The 17864-nt window shown below is 67.8% G+C and carries 14 protein-coding genes and 1 pseudogene; 10 read left to right on the top strand and 5 right to left on the bottom strand.

Translation table 11 applies throughout. The annotated features are described in order from the left end of the window. Both AC07UK_RS20880 and AC07UK_RS20885 read right to left on the bottom strand, forming a co-directional pair. Window positions 1–122, bottom strand: a pseudogene (locus AC07UK_RS20880) (bifunctional UDP-4-keto-pentose/UDP-xylose synthase); the annotation flags it as partial. 25 nt (window positions 123–147) lie between these two features. Then, a complete protein-coding gene (locus tag AC07UK_RS20885) occupies window positions 148–1902 on the bottom strand; it encodes a glycosyltransferase family 39 protein (protein WP_436221380.1) in 1755 nt (584 codons plus the stop codon). A 305-nt stretch (window positions 1903–2207) separates the two neighbouring features. Between AC07UK_RS20885 and AC07UK_RS20890 the strand changes: the two genes are divergently transcribed. Both AC07UK_RS20890 and AC07UK_RS20895 read left to right on the top strand, forming a co-directional pair. After that, window positions 2208–2879, top strand: coding sequence for a response regulator (locus tag AC07UK_RS20890; protein WP_436221381.1), 672 nt, complete (start codon window positions 2208–2210; stop codon window positions 2877–2879). After that, the gene (locus tag AC07UK_RS20895) at window positions 2876–4231 is read left to right on the top strand and encodes an ATP-binding protein (protein ID WP_436221382.1); all 1356 of its coding nucleotides are present in this window, start codon (window positions 2876–2878) and stop codon (window positions 4229–4231) included. Before AC07UK_RS20890 ends, AC07UK_RS20895 begins: the two co-directional genes overlap by 4 nt. Before the next feature lie 57 nt (window positions 4232–4288). Here the strand turns inward: AC07UK_RS20895 and AC07UK_RS20900 are convergent, their stop codons facing one another. Beyond that, window positions 4289–6640: a Tex family protein gene (locus AC07UK_RS20900; RefSeq protein ID WP_494686297.1), complete on the bottom strand. Its 2352-nt coding sequence runs from the start codon at window positions 6638–6640 to the stop codon at window positions 4289–4291. A gap of 169 nt (window positions 6641–6809) precedes the next feature. Between AC07UK_RS20900 and AC07UK_RS20905 the strand changes: the two genes are divergently transcribed. From AC07UK_RS20905 to yoaA, 3 genes are all read left to right on the top strand, one after another. Further along, entirely contained in the window at window positions 6810–7601 is a 792-nt protein-coding gene (locus tag AC07UK_RS20905) for a hypothetical protein (protein WP_436221384.1), read from the top strand. A gap of 34 nt (window positions 7602–7635) precedes the next feature. Beyond that, entirely contained in the window at window positions 7636–7839 is a 204-nt protein-coding gene (locus AC07UK_RS20910; protein WP_013956445.1) for a DUF465 domain-containing protein, read from the top strand. Window positions 7840–7923: 84 nt separating this feature from the next. Further along, window positions 7924–10080 carry a DNA repair helicase YoaA gene (gene yoaA, locus AC07UK_RS20915; protein WP_436221385.1) on the top strand — a complete coding sequence of 719 codons (2157 nt, stop codon included), beginning with the start codon at window positions 7924–7926 and terminating at the stop codon, window positions 10078–10080. 81 nt (window positions 10081–10161) lie between these two features. Here the strand turns inward: yoaA and AC07UK_RS20920 are convergent, their stop codons facing one another. Beyond that, window positions 10162–10992 (bottom strand): outer membrane protein assembly factor BamD, encoded by an 831-nt coding sequence (locus tag AC07UK_RS20920; RefSeq protein WP_114135275.1) that lies wholly within the window; start codon window positions 10990–10992, stop codon window positions 10162–10164. Window positions 10993–11009: 17 nt separating this feature from the next. Between AC07UK_RS20920 and AC07UK_RS20925 the strand changes: the two genes are divergently transcribed. Together AC07UK_RS20925 and pgeF are read left to right on the top strand one after the other, a co-directional pair. Further along, the gene (locus AC07UK_RS20925) at window positions 11010–12272 is read left to right on the top strand and encodes an RluA family pseudouridine synthase (RefSeq protein ID WP_436221386.1); all 1263 of its coding nucleotides are present in this window, start codon (window positions 11010–11012) and stop codon (window positions 12270–12272) included. Beyond that, on the top strand, window positions 12256–13059 hold the full coding sequence (pgeF, locus tag AC07UK_RS20930; protein WP_436221387.1) for a peptidoglycan editing factor PgeF: 804 nt from the start codon (window positions 12256–12258) through the stop codon (window positions 13057–13059). The genes AC07UK_RS20925 and pgeF overlap by 17 nt, the downstream gene beginning before the upstream one ends. Window positions 13060–13072: 13 nt before the next feature. Here the strand turns inward: pgeF and AC07UK_RS20935 are convergent, their stop codons facing one another. After that, window positions 13073–13276, bottom strand: coding sequence for a hypothetical protein (locus AC07UK_RS20935; protein WP_494686296.1), 204 nt, complete (start codon window positions 13274–13276; stop codon window positions 13073–13075). A gap of 447 nt (window positions 13277–13723) precedes the next feature. Here AC07UK_RS20935 and AC07UK_RS20940 point away from each other — a divergent pair, with 447 nt between their 5' ends. The 3 genes from AC07UK_RS20940 to AC07UK_RS20950 all read left to right on the top strand — a co-directional run bounded on the left by AC07UK_RS20940 (window position 13724) and on the right by AC07UK_RS20950 (window position 17575). Continuing rightward, entirely contained in the window at window positions 13724–15493 is a 1770-nt protein-coding gene (locus AC07UK_RS20940) for a class I poly(R)-hydroxyalkanoic acid synthase (RefSeq protein ID WP_436221388.1), read from the top strand. A gap of 84 nt (window positions 15494–15577) precedes the next feature. Continuing rightward, on the top strand, window positions 15578–16759 hold the full coding sequence (locus AC07UK_RS20945) for an acetyl-CoA C-acetyltransferase (RefSeq protein WP_114135270.1): 1182 nt from the start codon (window positions 15578–15580) through the stop codon (window positions 16757–16759). Between the two features lie 75 nt (window positions 16760–16834). Beyond that, window positions 16835–17575 carry a 3-ketoacyl-ACP reductase gene (locus AC07UK_RS20950; protein ID WP_013956453.1) on the top strand — a complete coding sequence of 247 codons (741 nt, stop codon included), beginning with the start codon at window positions 16835–16837 and terminating at the stop codon, window positions 17573–17575. Window positions 17576–17864: the final 289 nt, after the last annotated feature.

Here is a 17864-nt window from a genome sequence, read left to right on the forward strand (position 1 = left end):
TCCATGCCGTAGACCTCCCACGGCGTGGTTTCCAGGATGCGGCGCGTCAGGTGGTGGCCGATGAAGCCGTTGACGCCGAGGATCAGTACTTTCTTGCCTTGCATTGCGTTTGACGATGGCATGGGAAAACGGAACTCGCTGGCGCGGCTAACGCGCGCCAGCGATGGGGAAGTTGGTGACGGCCACGCGCCGCCAGTCGCGCGCGACCACATGCATCGGCACGCGCGCACTCAGCTCGGCAAAGGTCTGCGGCGACAGCAGCGCGACGGCGCGCGGACCGTGCAGCCAGGCATCGATGAAGGCATCGATGGTGGGCAGCCATTTCTGCGGCTCCTGTTCGGTGCCGAAGGTTAGTTCGTCGGCTCGCGCCACCATGGTGAGCGGATGGTGCAGGTAGAACGGCAGCGTATGGTCCAGCATGCCGACGCCGTAGAGCGGCATGCCAGGCTCCAGTACGCGCGCGATCGGCGCCACCATGTCGATGCCCGACGCCGAGCGGCCGATGGTTTCGTGGCCGAGCAGGGCGGTGGAGAATGCCAGCAGCATCCCGAATGCATAGGCCGTAATACTGGCCATGCGCCCGTGCCGGCGCTGCAGCCACAGGCCGGCCACGGCGCTCAGCATCACCAGCGCGAACGCCAACGCCGCCCACACGGCATAGGCGCGGTACAGCGCATTGGGCGTGTTGTTGGAATCGAGCGTGGCCACGTAGGGGCTGGCCAGCAGCGCGATCGCGCCGACAACCAGCATCGCCCGCAACTGTCGGCGCCAGGCACGCTCGCCGGTCTGAACCAGCGCCGCACCCGCCAGCATCCCAAGCGCCGGGAACACCGGCAGGATATAGCCGGGGAGCTTGGATCCGGACAGGCTGAAGAAGACGAAAATCGACGCCGCCCACAGCGCCGCCATCAGGGCAGGCTGGAACGGCCGCGGACTGCCTGGGTCGGCGACGCCGGCACGTTGCCGGACGGCGCGCACCATGCCGGGCACCAGCCCCAGCCATGGCAGGAAGCCACCGATCACCAGCGGCACGAAGTACCACAGCGCACCCGTGCGCGCATGCACGGTCGAGGTATAGCGCTGCCAGTGCTCGTGGATAAAGAAAAAGCGCAGGAATTCCGGGTTGCGCCGCGCCACCAGCCAGTACCATGGCACCGCCACCAGCAGCATCACCACGATGCCGGCCGGCACATGCAGCCTTCGCCACAGCGCCAGGTCGCGCGTCAAGCAGGTGTAGATCACCAGCACCAGGCCGGGCAGCGCCAGGCCGACCAGGCCCTTGGTCAGCACGGCCACGCCCATCGCGGCCCAGCACGCCAGCATCCAGTTGCGGCGCGCGGCGGGCGTTGCGGCCGGATGCTGGGCCAGCAGCATGCACGCCAGCACGCAGGCCATGACGCCGGACAGCGTCATGTCCAGCGTATTGAAATGCGCGGCGACATTCCACATCGGTGCGGACGCCAGCACCAGACCCGTCAACAGTCCGGCGCGCGCGCCGAACCAGCGTGCCGCGGCCAGCATCGACACGCCCAGCCCGGCCATGCCGGCCAGCGCCACGCACAGCCTTGCCTGCCATTCGCCGACGCCGAACAGCGCGTACGACAGTGCCGTCACCCACATATGGAAGGGCGGTTTCTCGAAGTACTTCAGCGCGTTGTAGCGGATGGTGACCCAGTCGCCGGTGCTCAGCATTTCACGCGCGATCTCGGCATAGCGGCCCTCGTCGGGGCCGAGCAGGTGGCGCACGCCCAGCGTGCCGAACCAGACCAGCGCGAACGCCAGCGCCACCAGCGCCACCGTCAGGGCGGGCATGCCGGCGATGCGTGCGGCATGGCCGGGGTCGCCGGCCCGGGTGGCGTCGAGCCTGCGCACGGCGGCAGAGCGATTGGGACGTTGAGGCATGGCAGGAACGTCGTGGCCTGGAGGCGGGTGTGACGGCAAGGGCGGCGGTGGCTTGGGTAGAGTGCTGAGGCGGCGCTGCGCGGCAGCGCGGCCCGGCGGCATGGCCATGACAACGCCGGCTGGAGGTGCGGCGTTGACTCAGGCTGGTCCTGGCGCGGAGAGGGCGAGAATAATCGGCGAACCTTAATGGCAGATTAAGCGGGCGCGCACATAATGGCCACGATGCGTTGCAGGCACGATGCCGCACGCGCTCTTGTGACCGGTAGATAACACCGGAAGGACAAAACGAACCCAGCCCGAAATAAATGAGAATCCTGATCGTTGAAGACGACCCGATGCTGGGCGACGGGCTTCGCCGCGGCCTGCAACTGCTGGACTATGCGGTCGACTGGTTCAGCACCGGCGCTGAAGCCGACCATGCACTCGGCGTGGTCCACTACGATGCCGTGGTGCTGGACCTGGGCCTGCCAGGGGAAGACGGCATGTCGCTGCTCGCGCGCTGGCGTGCGCGCGGCTGCCGCATCCCGGTGATTGTGCTGACCGCGCGCGATGCGATCGACAGCCGCATCGGCGGCCTTGACGCCGGCGCCGACGACTACCTGGTCAAGCCGATCGCGCTCGATGAGCTGGCGGCCCGGCTACGTGCCGTCACTCGCCGCGCAGCGGGCCTGTCGTCGCCAGTGTGGAAGCACGGCGCGCTGGAATTCCACCCGGCCGCGCGCCAGGCGTACTGGCAGGGACAGCCGGTGGAACTGACCAGCCGCGAAGCCATGTTGCTGGAGCTGCTGCTGGCGCACCCCAACCGGCTGCTGACGCGCGACTTCCTGCGCGACAAGCTTTATGACTGGCAGGGCGGCATCGAGAGCAACGCGCTAGAGGTGCATATCCACCACCTGCGCCGCAAGATTCATCCGAAGATCGTGCGCACCTTCCGCGGCGCGGGCTACACGCTGGGCGCGGCGGAGGATTGCATATGACGTTGCAGCGCCGGCTCATCTTTGCGGTGCTGATCGCCGCGCCGGTGGTGTGGCTGCTGACCATCGGCCTGACCTACGTGCGGGCCCGGCATGAGATCAACGAGCTCTATGACACTGACATGGTGCGCATGGCGCTGCAGATGCATTCGGTGGTCCCGCTGGTCGATGTCGCCGCTGCGCCGTCGCGAACGCGGCTGCCGCAGCTGGTGGAAGGCGACCAGGGCGACGCCGGGCTGGGCGACCTGGCCATCGCGGCGTGGCTGCCGGACGGCAAGTCGCTGCATATCGATCCCGAGGGCGACCTGCTGCCACGCGCCCCCGGCGTCAAGGGCTTTACCGATATCACCATCAACAAGAAGGCCTGGCGGCTCTACTACCTCGACGACCCCGATACCGGCTGGCGTGTCTGTGTCGGCCAGCAGATCGGCGAGCGCAACGAGCTGATCCTGTCCTATATCGCCGCGCAGGTGTTGCCGTGGGCCGCGGGGCTGCCGGTGCTGATCGGGCTGCTGATCTGGTTCATGAGGCGCGCGCTGGCGCCGGTGCGGGCGCTGTCCTCGGACATCGAAGGGCGCGCCCCGGAGGACCGCCGGCCGCTCAGCCTCAAGGCCGTGCCCGGTGAACTGGTGCCGCTGGTGCATGCGATGAACCGGCTGCTGGCGCGCGTATCGGATTCCATCGAACACGAACGGCGCCTGACCGCCGATGCGGCGCACGAGATGCGCACGCCGCTGGCCGCGCTCAAGGCGCAGTGGGAGATAGCCGAGCGCTCACCTGACGCCGACGAACGCGTGCAGGCGCGCGCCAATGTGGCATCCGGCATCGACCGCATCGGCCGGCTGGTGTCGCAGCTGCTGACACTGAGCCGGCTGGAGGATGCCTCAGCGCCGCCTTCGCGCCAGCCTGTCAACTGGCTGCCCGTGGCGCAGCAGGCGCTGTCCGACTGCCTGGGCCTGGCGCAGCAGAAACAGGTCGACGTCGAGCTGGAATGGCCGGCGCAGGACCATCCCCCATTGCCAGTGGCGGGCGACACCAGCCTGCTGTCGCTGATGCTGCGCAACCTGCTCGACAACGCGATCCGCTACAGTCCGCCGGGTGCGCTGGTGACGGTCGATTTCCAGCCTGACGGCATCACCGTGCGCGACCAGGGACCGGGCGTGGCGCCGGACGTGCTGGCACGGCTGGGAGACCGCTTTTTCCGCGGCGGCAGCGGGCAGCGCGAGCAGGGGCACGGCCTTGGCATTTCCATCGCGCGGCGCGTGGCGCGGCTGCATGGGCTGGAAATTGCGTTTGCCAACCGCTCGGATGGGGCCGGGAAGGGCCTGGCGGTGCGGATCGGGCGCGGCGGTTGAAAGCAAAAACGCCCCGCACGGCTTCCCGTGCGGGGCGTCTTGCCATGCGCTTGCGGCTTAGCGCTTGAGCTTGGCGAAGGCCGCGGCCATCGCGCCCGCCGGTTCCTGCTCGCGGCGGCCGCCACCGAAGCCCTTGCCGCCATTGCGCTGAGCGCCGCGGTCGCCACGGTCACCGCCGGCACGCGCCGCGGCCTGGCCGGGCTCGTCGTCCAGGCGCATCGACAGGCCGATGCGATTGCGCTTGACGTCGACCTCCATCACCTTGACCTTGACCACCTGGCCAGCCTTGACCACCTCGTGCGCGTCCTTGACGAACTTGTTCGACAACGCCGAGATATGGACCAGGCCGTCCTGGTGCACGCCGATATCGACAAACGCACCGAAGGCTGCCACGTTGGTGACCACGCCTTCCAGCACCATGCCGGGCTGCAGGTCCTTCACGTCTTCCACGCCTTCCTGGAAGGTCGCGGTCTTGAACTCGGGGCGCGGGTCGCGGCCCGGCTTTTCCAGTTCAGTCAGGATGTCGCGCACGGTCGGCAGGCCGAAGGAGTCGTCGGTGAACTGCGTCGGCGACAGGCCGCGCAGCGCGTCGCGGTTGCCCATCACATCGCGCAGGCCCTTCTTGACGTGTTCCAGGATGCGCTGCACCACCGGATACGCTTCCGGGTGCACCGAGGAGCGGTCCAGCGGATTGTCGCCGTCGTTGATGCGCAGGAAGCCGGCCGCCTGCTCGAAGGTCTTGTCGCCCAGGCGCGGCACCTGCTTCAGCGCGTTGCGGTTGGGGAAGGCGCCATTGGCGTCGCGGAACTCGACGATATTGCGTGCCAGCACCGTGTTCAGGCCCGACACGCGCGCCAGCAGCGGCGCCGAGGCGGTGTTGACGTCCACGCCCACGGCGTTGACGCAGTCTTCGACCACGGCGTCCAGCGCCCGCGCCAGCTCGCGCTGGTTGACGTCATGCTGGTACTGGCCCACGCCGATCGACTTGGGATCGATCTTGACTAGTTCCGCCAGCGGATCCTGCAGCCGGCGGGCAATCGACACCGCGCCGCGCAGCGATACATCGAGGTCCGGGAATTCCTTGGCTGCCAGCTCCGACGCCGAATACACCGAAGCGCCGGCCTCGCTGACCACGATCTTGGTCAGCTTCAGCTCGGGCATCTGCTTCATCAGGTCCTGCACCAGCTTGTCGGTTTCGCGGCTGGCGGTGCCGTTGCCGATCGACACCAGCGCCACATTGTGCTGTTTTGCCAGGCGCGCCAGCGTGGCTAGCGAGCCGTTCCAGTCGCGGCGGGGCTCGTGCGGGTAGATGGTGGCGGTGTCCAGCAGCTTGCCGGTGCTGTCCACCACGGCGATCTTGCAGCCGGTGCGGATGCCCGGGTCGACGCCCATCACGGACTTGGGCCCGGCCGGCGCGGCCAGCAGCAGCTCATGCAGGTTGCGGCCGAACACCTTGATGGCTTCGTTCTCCGCGGTTTCGCGCAGCTGCGTCAGCAGTTCGGTTTCCAGGTGGGGCTGCACCTTGACGCGCCAGCACCAGCGGCATACGTCGCCCAGCCATTTGTCGGCCGCGCGGCCCAGGTTCTGGACGCCGACATGGCGCGCGATCATGCCTTCGCACGGGTGCGGCACCATCGCGTCCTGTTCTTCGCCCAGGCCCAGCTTGACCATCAGCACACCCGCGTTGCGGCCGCGGAACAGCGCCAGCGCACGGTGCGACGGCACGGTGCGGATGGTCTCGCTGTAGCTGTAGTAGTCGCGGAACTTCTCTTCCTCGGCGGTTTCCTTGCCTTCCATCACGGTGGAGGCCACCACGCCGTTGTTCCACAGGTGCTCGCGCAGCTTGCCCAGCAGTTCCGCGGTTTCGCCGAACTGCTCGGACAGGATGTCGCGCGCGCCGTCCAGCGCGGCCTTGACATCAGGCACGCCGCCGTCGGCGGTGGGGTTGCCGTTGACGTACTTGGCGGCCTCGGCCTGCGGGTCCAGCGTGGGATCGGCCAGCAGCGCCTGCGCCAGTGGCTCCAGCCCGCATTCGCGCGCGATCTGGGCGCGGGTGCGGCGCTTGGGCTTGTAGGGCAGGTAGAGGTCTTCGAGCGTCTGCTTGGTTTCGGCGGCCTCGATGGCAGCCTGGAGCTCGGGCGTGAGCTTGCCTTGCTCCTGGATCGACGCGAGGATGGCCGCGCGGCGGTCTTCCATGTCGCGCAGGTAGAGCAGGCGCTCTTCCAGGTTGCGCAGCTGCGTGTCATCCAGGTTGCCGGTCACTTCCTTGCGGTAGCGGGCGATGAAGGGCACGGTGGCGCCTTCGTCAAGCAGCGCCACGGCCGCGGCCACCTGGCGGGGCTGCACGGACAGTTCAGCCGCGATGAGCGAGACAATCTTTTGCGAGACGGATGCGGGCAGGTTGGACATCGGAGAGCGCAGCGAAAAACGCAGTCAGTCGAAAGCGGGGCATTTTGCCACAAGCGCGCGAGGTATCCGCCGGGGCGCGCTGTGGGTGCGGGGCGGGCGGCGTCCCGCGCACGTCCGGAACGGGCCGGCGGGGCAGGCCGGTGCCCGGCCCGGATGCTAGAATCCGGTCATGATCGTCAAGTCCCGCCCGGCCGCCGCCAAGGCCACCATCCTGGCCATGCCAACCTTCGCCAACGTGCCTGAAACTTCCCTGTTCCGCTTCGGCCGCCTGGCTGCACTGGCCCTGGCTGCATGCGCCGTGCTGATGCCGCTGCGCGAGGCGCGCGCCCAGGCTTCCGCGCCCGCCGCGCCGCCCGCCGCCAACGGCCAGCGCGACTTTGCCGCCGAACGCAAGGCCGTCGAGGATTCGCGCGCCTGGACCAACTACCGCTTTGCCGCCGCCGAACGTGAGTGCTACGGCAAGTTCTTCGTCAACCACTGCATCAACAACGCCAAGGAAGTCCAGCGCGAGGAGCTGCAGGTGCTGCGCAAGCGCGAACTGGAGGTAGGCGAGGCCGAACGCGCCCACCGCGCCGCCGAGCGCGACCGCGAACAGGCGCTGCGCAACGCCGAGTTCGAGGCCAGCCAGCCGAAGCGCTCGGCCAGTGAACAGTCCAGTCGCGAGGCCTTCCAGAAGAAGCAGCAGGAACAGCAGCTGCGCGAGGCGCAGCGCCAGGGCGAGGCGCCGCAGCGTGCCGCCAATGCGCAGGCGTATGAAAAGAAGCAGTCCGACTTCGATGCCCGCATGCAGGAGGCCCAGCAGAAGGGCGCCGAGCAGGCCCGCCAGCGGCAGGAGAACGTCAAGGCATACGAGGCCAAGCAGCGCGACCTCGAACAGCGCCAGAAGGAACTGGAAGAGCGCCGCGCCAAGGCGAAGGAGCAACAGGGCCAGGCGTCGGCGCCGCGCCCGTTCGGCTTCTGAGGCCCGGCACCGTGACTGCGCAGCGGAGGCATAGATGGACAGCAACCTGAACACCCTGGAGCGGCGCATCATGGAGTTGCAGATCGAGCACCGCGACCTGGATTTCCTGATCGACCGGCTTGCCAGCGACGCCGTCCATGACGAACTGCAGCTGCGCCGGCTGAAGAAGCGCCGCCTCAAGCTGAAGGACGCCATCACGCTGCTGCAGCTGCAGCTCGAACCCGACGTGCCGGCCTGAGCGCATCCGCGCCAGGCTGGCCCATTGTCTTGCCGATCGCCGCTGGCCCTGTCCGGCGGCCCATACAACATTCTCCCCCCTCCCTTGTCCGATCTTCCAGATTCCCCTGAGCCGTCCGAAGCCGTCAGCCTGACCGACGCCGGGTCGCCCGTGCCTGCCGCGCCCGCCGACGACGGCGCCAGCCGCGGCGCTGAACTGGCCACCATCTTTGCCGATACCGGCACGCTGGCCCAGGCCATTCCCGGCTACCGGCCACGCGCCTCGCAGCACAAGATGGCCGAGGCCGTCGCCGACGCAATCGCGCAGAACGATTCCGTCATCGTCGAGGCGGGCACCGGCACCGGCAAGACCTACGCCTACCTGGTGCCGGCGATGCTGTGGGGCGGCAAGGTGATCCTGTCGACCGGCACCAAGAACCTGCAGGACCAGCTGTTCCTGCGCGATATCCCCACGGTGCGCCATGCGCTGAACGTGCCGGTCTCGGTGGCGCTGCTCAAGGGCCGCGCCAACTACGTCTGCCACTACCACCTGGAACGCGCGCAGGCCAACGGGCGCCTGGCGTCGCGCCAGGATGCGGCGTGGCTGCGCGACATCGGTCGCTTCATCAAGGAAACCTCCACCGGCGACAAGGCCGAGCTGGCGTCCGTGCCCGAGAACGCGCCGGTATGGCAGATGGTGACCTCCACGCGCGACAACTGCCTGGGATCGGAATGCCCGCATTACAAGGAATGTTTTGTGATGCGCGCGCGCAAGGAAGCGCAGCAGGCCGACGTGGTGGTGGTCAACCATCACCTGTTCTTTGCCGACGTGGTGCTGCGCGACACCGGCATGGCGGAACTGCTGCCGGCGGCCAACACCGTGATCTTCGACGAGGCCCACCAGCTGCCCGAGACCGCCACGCTGTTCTTCGGCGAGACACTGTCGACCAGCCAGCTGCTCGAAATCGCCCGCGATGCCGTGGCCGAAGGCCTGTCCCATGCGCGCGATGCGGTGGACTGGGTCGCGCTGGCCGCGCCGCTGGAGCGCGCCGCGCGCGACCTGCGCCTTGCCTTCAGCAAGGACAATGCGCGGCTGGCGCTGGGCCAGATCGAGGCCGACCGCCGTATCGCCGAGCCTTTCAACGAGACGCTCGATGCGCTGGACGAAGCGCTGTCAGACTTCGTCGAGATGCTCGAAAGCCAGGCCGAGCGTGCCGAATCGCTGCAGCAATGCCACCGCCGCGCGCTGGAGCTGGCCAACAAGCTGGCCGCGTGGCGCGCCGATGCCGCGCCCGCGCCGGCACCGCAGCCGCCGGAGGGCGAGGGTGAAGCCGCGCCAGCGGTGCCCGCCGGGCCTGAAACCGTGCGCTGGGTCGAGGTGTTCTCGCATACTGTGCAACTGCACCGCACGCCGCTGTCGATCGCGCCGATCTTCACGCGCCAGCGCGACGGCCAGCCGCGCGCCTGGGTTTTTACCTCGGCGACGCTGTCGGTGAAGGGTAACTTCACCCACTATGCCGCGCAGCTGGGGCTCGACAAGGACCGCTCGCTGACGCTGCCCAGCCCGTTCGATTACGCGAAGCAGGCGCTGCTCTACGTGCCCCGCGACATGCCGGCGCCGCAGTCGCCGCAGTTCACCGACGCGGTGGTGCAGGCGGCATTGCCGCTGATCGAGGCCGCCGGCGGGCGCACCTTCCTGCTGTGCACCACGCTGCGCGCCGTGCAGCGTGCCTCGGACCTGCTTTATGACGCGTTTGCCGAGCGCGGCCTGAACCTGCCGCTGCTGGTGCAGGGCCAGGCCAGCCGCACCGAGTTGCTGGACCGCTTCCGCGAACTGGGCAATGCGGTGCTGGTCGGCAGCCAGAGCTTCTGGGAAGGCGTGGATGTGCGCGGCGAGGCGCTGTCGCTGGTGATCATCGACAAGCTGCCGTTCGCTCCGCCCGACGACCCGGTGCTGGCCGCGCGCATGGAAGTGCTGCAGAAGAAGGGCCTGAGCCCGTTTGCCGTGCACCAGCTGCCGCATGCGGTGATCACGCTCAAGCAGGGGGCGGGGCGGCTGATCCGCTCGGAGTCTGACCGCGGCGTGCTGGCGATCTTCGATACGCGGCTGGTCGAGAAGCCCTATGGCCGGCAGATCTGGCAAAGCCTGCCGCCGTTCACGCGCACGCGTGAGGCAGCGACGGTGGTGCGCTTCCTGGAGTCGCTGCGCGGTCCTGGCAAGGAAGCTGAGGCGGAGCCCGCAGGGGAAGCGGCAGCGGACTGAACGCTGCGGGTGCCGGAAAAAGAAAAACGGGACGTATCGGAGGATACGTCCCGTTTTTTTATGGCCGCTGGCCAGCCGGCGTCAGAACACTTCCCACCAGGCCTTGTCCTTGCGGCGCGCGCCGTACTTGATGAAGTCGCTGTCCGGGAAATTGCGCTCCATCACGCGCGCGGTGTCGTCGCGCAGGTCCTTCATGCCCATCGCGTCATACGAGCGGATCATGATGTACAGGGCCTCTTCGTTGGCCGGCGCGCCATCGTAGTCCTTCAGTGACTGCTGGGCACGGTTGACGGCGGCCAGATAGGCGCCGCGCCGGTAGTAGTAGCGCGCGGCATGCACTTCATGCTGGGCCAGCGAGTTGACGATGTACTGCATGCGCAGCGTTGCGTCGGGGGTGTACTTGCTTTCTGGGTAGCGCGTGATCAGCGTATGGAAGGCGTCGTACGCGGCGCGCGCGGCCTTGGGATCGCGCTCGCTCAGGTCCTGGCCCGAGAAGCGGCCCAGCCAGCCCAGGTTGTCGTTGAAGTTGATCAGGCCCTTGAGATAGTAGGCGTAATCGATATTGGGATGGTTCGGGTGCAGCTGGATGAAGCGGTCCACCGCGGCCAGGGCTGCTGCCGTTTCACCATCCTTGTAGCTGGCGTAGGCGGTATCGATCTGGGCCTGCTGCGCATAGCGGCCAAACGGATAGCGGCCTTCGAGCTTTTCATACAGCTTGACGGCACGCGTGTAGTCGCCGCCATCCAGCGCATCCTTGGCTTCCGAATATAATTTGTTGGCCGACCAGCCTGCGGTCTCGTCGGGTTGGTCCGCCAGCAGGCCGCATGCAGACAGCATGACGCAGCCGCCTGCGAGCAGAACCGCTCCAATTGTCGTGCGCCAGCGCGCGCGTTTCATGCTCTGCAATTGCATGGGCAATCGTATCCCGGATGAAGAAAAATAGCGTCAAGCATTATAGCCCAAGCCCCCAGCCCCACCCCGAAGCCGGAGGTGGCGTGGGAGGACTTCCACCAGAACGGGTGCGCGCAGCCGCGTCCGTGGCCGATTTCGAGGCACATCCCGAGGAATTTGAAGACCTTGCCGAGACGCCGTCCGGCAGCGGCGCGCCAGCTGCCGAGCCGGCCGTGACCCTGACGCTGGAGGTGGACAGCGCCTCGCATGGCGAGCGGCTCGATAAATTGCTCGCGCGTCACTTCAGCGAGTTTTCACGCAGCCGCCTGCAGCAGTGGATCGAAAGCGGCGCCGTGCGCGTCGACGGCCAGGTGCGCCGGCCGCGCGACGCGGTGCAGATGGGCAACCGCATCGAGATCCAGCCGCAGGCCGCGCCGGAATCGTCCGCTTTCTCGCCCGAGGACGTGCCGCTGGACGTGGTCTATGAAGACGACACCCTGCTGGTGATCAACAAGCCCGCCGGGCTGGTGGTGCACCCGGCTGCCGGCAACTGGAGCGGCACCGTGCTCAACGGGTTGCTGCACCGCGACCCCGCCGCCACGTCGCTGCCGCGCGCGGGCATCGTGCACCGGCTCGACAAGGAAACCTCCGGGCTGATGGTGGTGGCGCGCTCGCTGACCGCGCAGACCGACCTGGTGCGCCAGCTGCAGGCGCGCACGGTCAAGCGCACCTATATCGCGCTGGTGTGGGGCCGCACCTATGACGAGGGCACCATCGACGCGCCCATCGGCCGCGATCCGCGCGAACGCACGCGCATGGCGGTCGTGCATACCGCCAGCGGCAAGCCGTCGCGCACGCATTTCCGCACGCTGGCCACGGTGCCGCTGGGGCGGGGCTTTGTGTCGATGGTGATGTGCAAGCTGGAGACTGGCCGCACGCACCAGATCCGCGTGCATTTCGAATCGATCGGCCATCCGCTGGTGGGCGACCCGGTCTACTTCCGCGCCACGCAGCGCGGGCAGCGCCCGGCAGTCCGCGCGCCGCTGCCGGTGCCGTATGAGCGCCAGGCGCTGCATGCGTACCAGCTCGGCCTGGTGCATCCGGCCACCGGCAAGCGCATGTCCTGGACCGCGCAGCCGCCGGAAGACCTGCAGGCGTTGATCGATGCGCTGGATTTTGAAAGCGCGCAGGCCGACGAGGAAGAAGAAGCCTGGGACGAAGTCTGGGAAGGCGGCGAGGCCCACTGGGAATACGCCGGCGATGATGAAGACGGTGACGATGACGATGAGCGCAGCGCCTGATCCCGCCTGGCTGGTCCCTGACTGGCCCGCGCCGGCGCGTGTGTGCGCGCTATCCACGACGCGCCAGGGCGGCGTCAGCAAGGGCCCGTACGGGCTTGCCGGCGGCGCCCCGGGTGGCCTGAACCTGGGCACCCACGTCGGCGACGATGCCGCCGACGTGGCGCGCAACCGTGCGCGGCTGGCCGCGTGCCTGCCGTCGATGCCGCAATGGCTGGAGCAGGTGCATGGCTGCGCGGTGGCGACGGTCGATCATGTCGCGGCCTGGGGCACGCCCGTGCCCCAGGCCGACGCGAGCCTGGCGGTGGCACCCGGCCACGTCTGCGCCGTGATGACGGCGGATTGCCTGCCGGTGCTGCTGTGCGATGCGCAGGGGACGGTGGTGGGCGCCGCGCATGCGGGCTGGCGCGGCCTGTGCAGCGGCGTGATCGAAGCCACGCTGTCACGGATGCAGGCCGCTGCCGGTGCTGGCGCCCCGCGCTGGCTGGCGTGGCTGGGCCCGGCCATCGGCCCCGATGCGTTCGAGGTAGGTGCCGAAGTGCGCGATGCCTTCCTGGCCCAGGCACGCGCCGATGAACAGGCCGCGGTTGCCGCGGCCTTCCGCGCGGGTGCGCCGGGCAAATACCTTGCCGACATCTATGCGCTGGCGCGCACGCGCCTGGCGCGCGCCGGCTGCACCGAGGTCTACGGCGGCGACGCCTGCACCGTGGCCGATGCCGGTCGCTTCTACTCCTATCGGCGCGACGGCGTGACCGGCCGCATGGCCAGCCTGGTCTGGCTGGCGGACTGAGCCGGCCGCTGCCTCACTCGTCCTTGCCTCTGGCCGCCTGCGCGCGCTCGGCTTCGGCCTCGCGCCGGCGGCGGCCGGGCGTGCCCATGATGTAGAGCACCAGCGCCACCGGCGCCACGCCATACATCAGGAAGGTGGCAACCCCTGCCACCACGGTGTGCTCGGTGATCGCCATCATCAGCGCCACGTAGAGCCAGCCAATGGCCACGATGTACATCAAATTTTCATCCTTCTCGCCTATGCTCTGTGGCCTCGGCAGATGCGAGCGCTGCATACCGTCCGGTAGGTCGGGAAGCGCGCGGCGCCGGGGCGGATTCCCGCATTGACAGCGCGTGCGTTGCAAGGCAACAATGAGCTCAAATGTCTCGGAATCGCTGACGATTCCCAGGTTTCTCCGGCAAGCATAGCGCATGGCGTTGCCATGCGAGGATGTCGCGCTTGCCGGATAAAAGGGGAGCCGCTATCGGAATGGACGCAAGCCACGGGCCGCAGCAGGTGCGGTCGAGGCTTCCAGCCAGTTCCAGGGCAGATGTGCCGGCAGACCCTCCCACTTTGGGGGAGGCACAAGCCGGGTCCATTCGGATAGCATCTCCCCATGCAAAGTGCCGGCCAGGGCAATGCCCGGAGCCGGTTCGAATAGTGACGGCAGAGAGACAATCAAATCATGGCGACCGGCAAAGGCGCGGCAGCTTCCACTCAGGAAGGCAAGTCCCAACCATTCAAGTTCACGCCGGGGCCATTCGATCCAGCCACATGGCTGGAATGGTCCCGCCAGTGGCAGGGCACTGAAGGCAACGGCCACGCGGCTGCGTCCGGCATTCCGGGCCTGGATGCGCTGGCAGGCGTCAAGATCGAGCCGGCGCAGCTGGGTGATATCCAGCAGCGCTACATGAAGGACTTCTCAGCGCTATGGCAGGCCATGGCCGAGGGCAAGGCCGAGGCCACCGGGCCGCTGCACGACCGGCGCTTCGCCGGCGACGCATGGCGCACCAACCTGCCATACCGCTTCGCTGCCGCGTTCTACCTGCTCAATGCGCGCGCCTTGACCGAGCTGGCCGATGCCGTCGAGGCCGATGCCAAGACGCGCCAGCGCATCCGCTTCGCGATCTCGCAATGGGTCGATGCGATGTCGCCCGCCAATTTCCTTGCCACCAATCCCGAGGCGCAGCGCCTGCTGATCGAGTCGGGCGGCGAATCGCTGCGTGCCGGCGTGCGCAACATGATGGAAGACCTGACGCGCGGCAAGATTTCGCAGACCGACGAGAGCGCGTTTGAGGTCGGCCGCAATGTCGCGGTGAGCGAAGGCGCCGTGGTCTTCGAGAACGAATACTTCCAGCTGTTGCAGTACAAGCCGCTGACCGACAAGGTGCACGCGCGCCCGCTGCTGATGGTGCCGCCGTGCATCAACAAGTACTACATCCTGGACCTGCAGCCGGAGAGCTCGCTGGTGCGTCATGTGGTGGAGCAGGGGCATACGGTGTTCCTGGTGTCGTGGCGCAATCCGGATGCCAGCATGGCTGGCAGCACCTGGGACGACTACATCGAGAACGCGGCCATCCGCGCCATCGAAGTCGCGCGCGACATCAGTGGCCAGGACAAGATCAACGTGCTCGGCTTCTGCGTGGGCGGCACCATTGTCTCGACTGCGCTGGCGGTGATGGCCGCGCGCGGCCAGCACCCGGCTGCCAGCGTCACGCTGCTGACCACGCTGCTGGACTTTGCCGACACCGGCATCCTCGACGTCTTTGTCGACGAGGGCCATGTGCAGCTGCGCGAGGCCACGCTGGGCGGGGGAGCCGGCGCGCCGTGCGCGCTGCTGCGCGGCCTTGAGCTGGCCAATACCTTCTCGTTCCTGCGCCCGAACGACCTGGTGTGGAACTACGTGGTCGACAACTACCTGAAGGGCAACACGCCGGTGCCGTTCGACCTGCTGTTCTGGAACGGCGACGCCACCAACCTGCCGGGGCCGTGGTACTGCTGGTACCTGCGCCACACCTACCTGCAGGACGAGCTCAAGGTGCCGGGCAAGCTGACCGTGTGCGGCGTGCCGGTGGACCTGGCCAGCATCGACGTGCCGACCTACATCTACGGCTCGCGCGAAGACCACATCGTGCCGTGGACCGCGGCCTATGCCTCGACCGCGCTGCTGGCGAACAAGCTGCGCTTCGTGCTGGGTGCGTCGGGCCATATCGCCGGTGTGATCAACCCGCCGGCCAAGAACAAGCGCAGCCACTGGACCAACGATGCGCTGCCGGAGTCGCCGCAGCAATGGCTGGCTGGCGCCACCGAGCATCACGGCAGCTGGTGGCCGGACTGGACCGCATGGCTGGCTGGCCAGGCCGGCGCGAAACGCGCCGCGCCCGCCAACTACGGCAATGCGCGCTATCCTGCGATCGAACCCGCGCCTGGGCGATACGTCAAAGCCAAGGCATGACGCTTGCATGCGTGCCGGCGTGCATCATGCACGGCGCCGGCAGGCCTGCAGGTTCCCTCCCGTTTTCATTGAAAGGACTACACAATGACTGACGTTGTCATCGTATCCGCCGCCCGCACCGCGGTCGGCAAATTTGGCGGCTCGCTGGCCAAGATCCCGGCGCCGGAACTGGGTGCCGTGGTCATCAAGGCCGCGCTGGAGCGCGCCGGCGTCAAGCCGGAGCAGGTGAGCGAAGTCATCATGGGCCAGGTGCTGGCTGCCGGTTCGGGCCAGAACCCCGCACGCCAGGCCGCGATCAAGGCCGGCCTGCCGGCGATGGTGCCGGCCATGACCATCAACAAGGTGTGCGGCTCGGGCCTGAAGGCCGTGATGCTGGCCGCTAACGCGATCATGGCGGGTGACGCCGAGATCGTGGTGGCCGGCGGCCAGGAGAACATGAGCGCCGCGCCGCACGTGCTGCCGGGCTCGCGCGACGGCTTCCGGATGGGCGACACCAAGCTGGTCGACACCATGATCGTCGACGGCCTGTGGGACGTGTACAACCAGTACCACATGGGCATCACCGCCGAGAACGTGGCCAAGGAATACGGCATCACGCGCGAGGCGCAGGATGAGTTCGCCGTCGGCTCGCAGAACAAGGCCGAAGCCGCGCAGAAGGCCGGCAAGTTTGACGAAGAGATCGTCCCGGTGCTGATCCCGCAGCGCAAGGGCGACCCGGTGGCCTTCAAGACCGACGAGTTCGTGCGCCAGGGCGCCACGCTGGACAGCATGTCCGGCCTCAAGCCCGCATTCGACAAGGCCGGCACGGTGACCGCGGCCAACGCCTCGGGCCTGAACGACGGCGCCGCCGCGGTGGTGGTGATGTCGGCGGCCAAGGCCAAGGAACTGGGCCTGACCCCGCTGGCCACGATCAAGAGCTACGCCAACGCCGGTGTCGATCCCAAGGTGATGGGCATGGGCCCGGTGCCGGCCTCGAAGCGCGCGCTGTCGCGCGCCGAGTGGACCCCGCAGGACCTGGACCTGATGGAGATCAACGAGGCCTTCGCCGCGCAGGCGCTGGCGGTGCACCAGCAGATGGGCTGGGACACCTCCAAGGTCAACGTGAACGGCGGCGCCATCGCCATCGGCCACCCGATCGGCGCGTCGGGCTGCCGTATCCTGGTGACGCTGCTGCACGAGATGAAGCGCCGCGACGCCAAGAAGGGCCTGGCCTCGCTGTGCATCGGCGGCGGCATGGGCGTGGCGCTGGCAGTCGAGCGCAAATAAGGAAGGGGTTTTCCGGGCCGCGCGCGGTTGGCGCGGACCCGGCGACGATAACGAAGAGCCAATCAAGGAGTGGACATGACTCAGCGCATTGCGTATGTGACCGGCGGCATGGGTGGTATCGGAACCGCCATCTGCCAGCGGCTGGCCAAGGATGGCTTTCGTGTGGTGGCCGGCTGCGGCCCCAACTCGCCGCGCCGTGAAAGGTGGCTCGAGCAGCAGAAGGCACTCGGCTTTGACTTCGTTGCCTCTGAGGGCAACGTGGCTGACTGGGACTCGACCAAGACCGCGTTCGACAAGGTCAAGGCCGAGGTCGGCGAGGTCGATGTGCTGATCAACAACGCCGGCATCACCCGCGACGTGGTGTTCCGCAAGATGACCCGTGCCGACTGGGACGCGGTGATCGACACTAACCTGACCTCGCTGTTCAACGTCACCAAGCAGGTGATCGACGGCATGGCCGACCGCGGCTGGGGCCGTATCGTCAACATCTCGTCGGTGAACGGGCAGAAGGGCCAGTTCGGCCAGACCAACTACTCCACCGCCAAGGCCGGCCTGCACGGCTTCACCATGGCGCTGGCGCAGGAAGTGGCGACCAAGGGCGTGACGGTCAACACCGTTTCGCCGGGCTATATCGCCACCGACATGGTCAAGGCGATCCGCCAGGACGTGCTCGACAAGATCGTCGGGACGATCCCGGTCAAGCGCCTGGGCGAGCCGGAAGAGATCGCTTCGATCTGCGCCTGGCTGTCGTCGGACGAGTCCGGTTTCTCGACCGGCGCCGACTTCTCGCTCAACGGTGGCCTGCATATGGGCTGACCTGCCGGCCTGGCTCAACCAGTCGGCAGCCGGCGCTGGCGCCCGCGTATTGCGGTGCAGCCAGCGCGGCGCACAAGGCGGCGGACACTACGTTGCGCCACCTGTTTCGCGGGCCGTCATGGCCCGCGAATCGTTTCTGCCCGCGTGGCATTCCTCCCTTTTTGCGCCAGTTCACCGGGTTTTCCTTAAGCCCGCTCGCTTTTCTTAGTGCCTTGTTGGGCATAGAATCAGGGCAGCGGCGCAGCCAGCACCATGTTCGTGCAGCGCGGCCCTCGCGGGGGCGAGGTTG

It is taken from the genome of Cupriavidus sp. GW821-FHT07C08 (assembly GCF_059419025.1).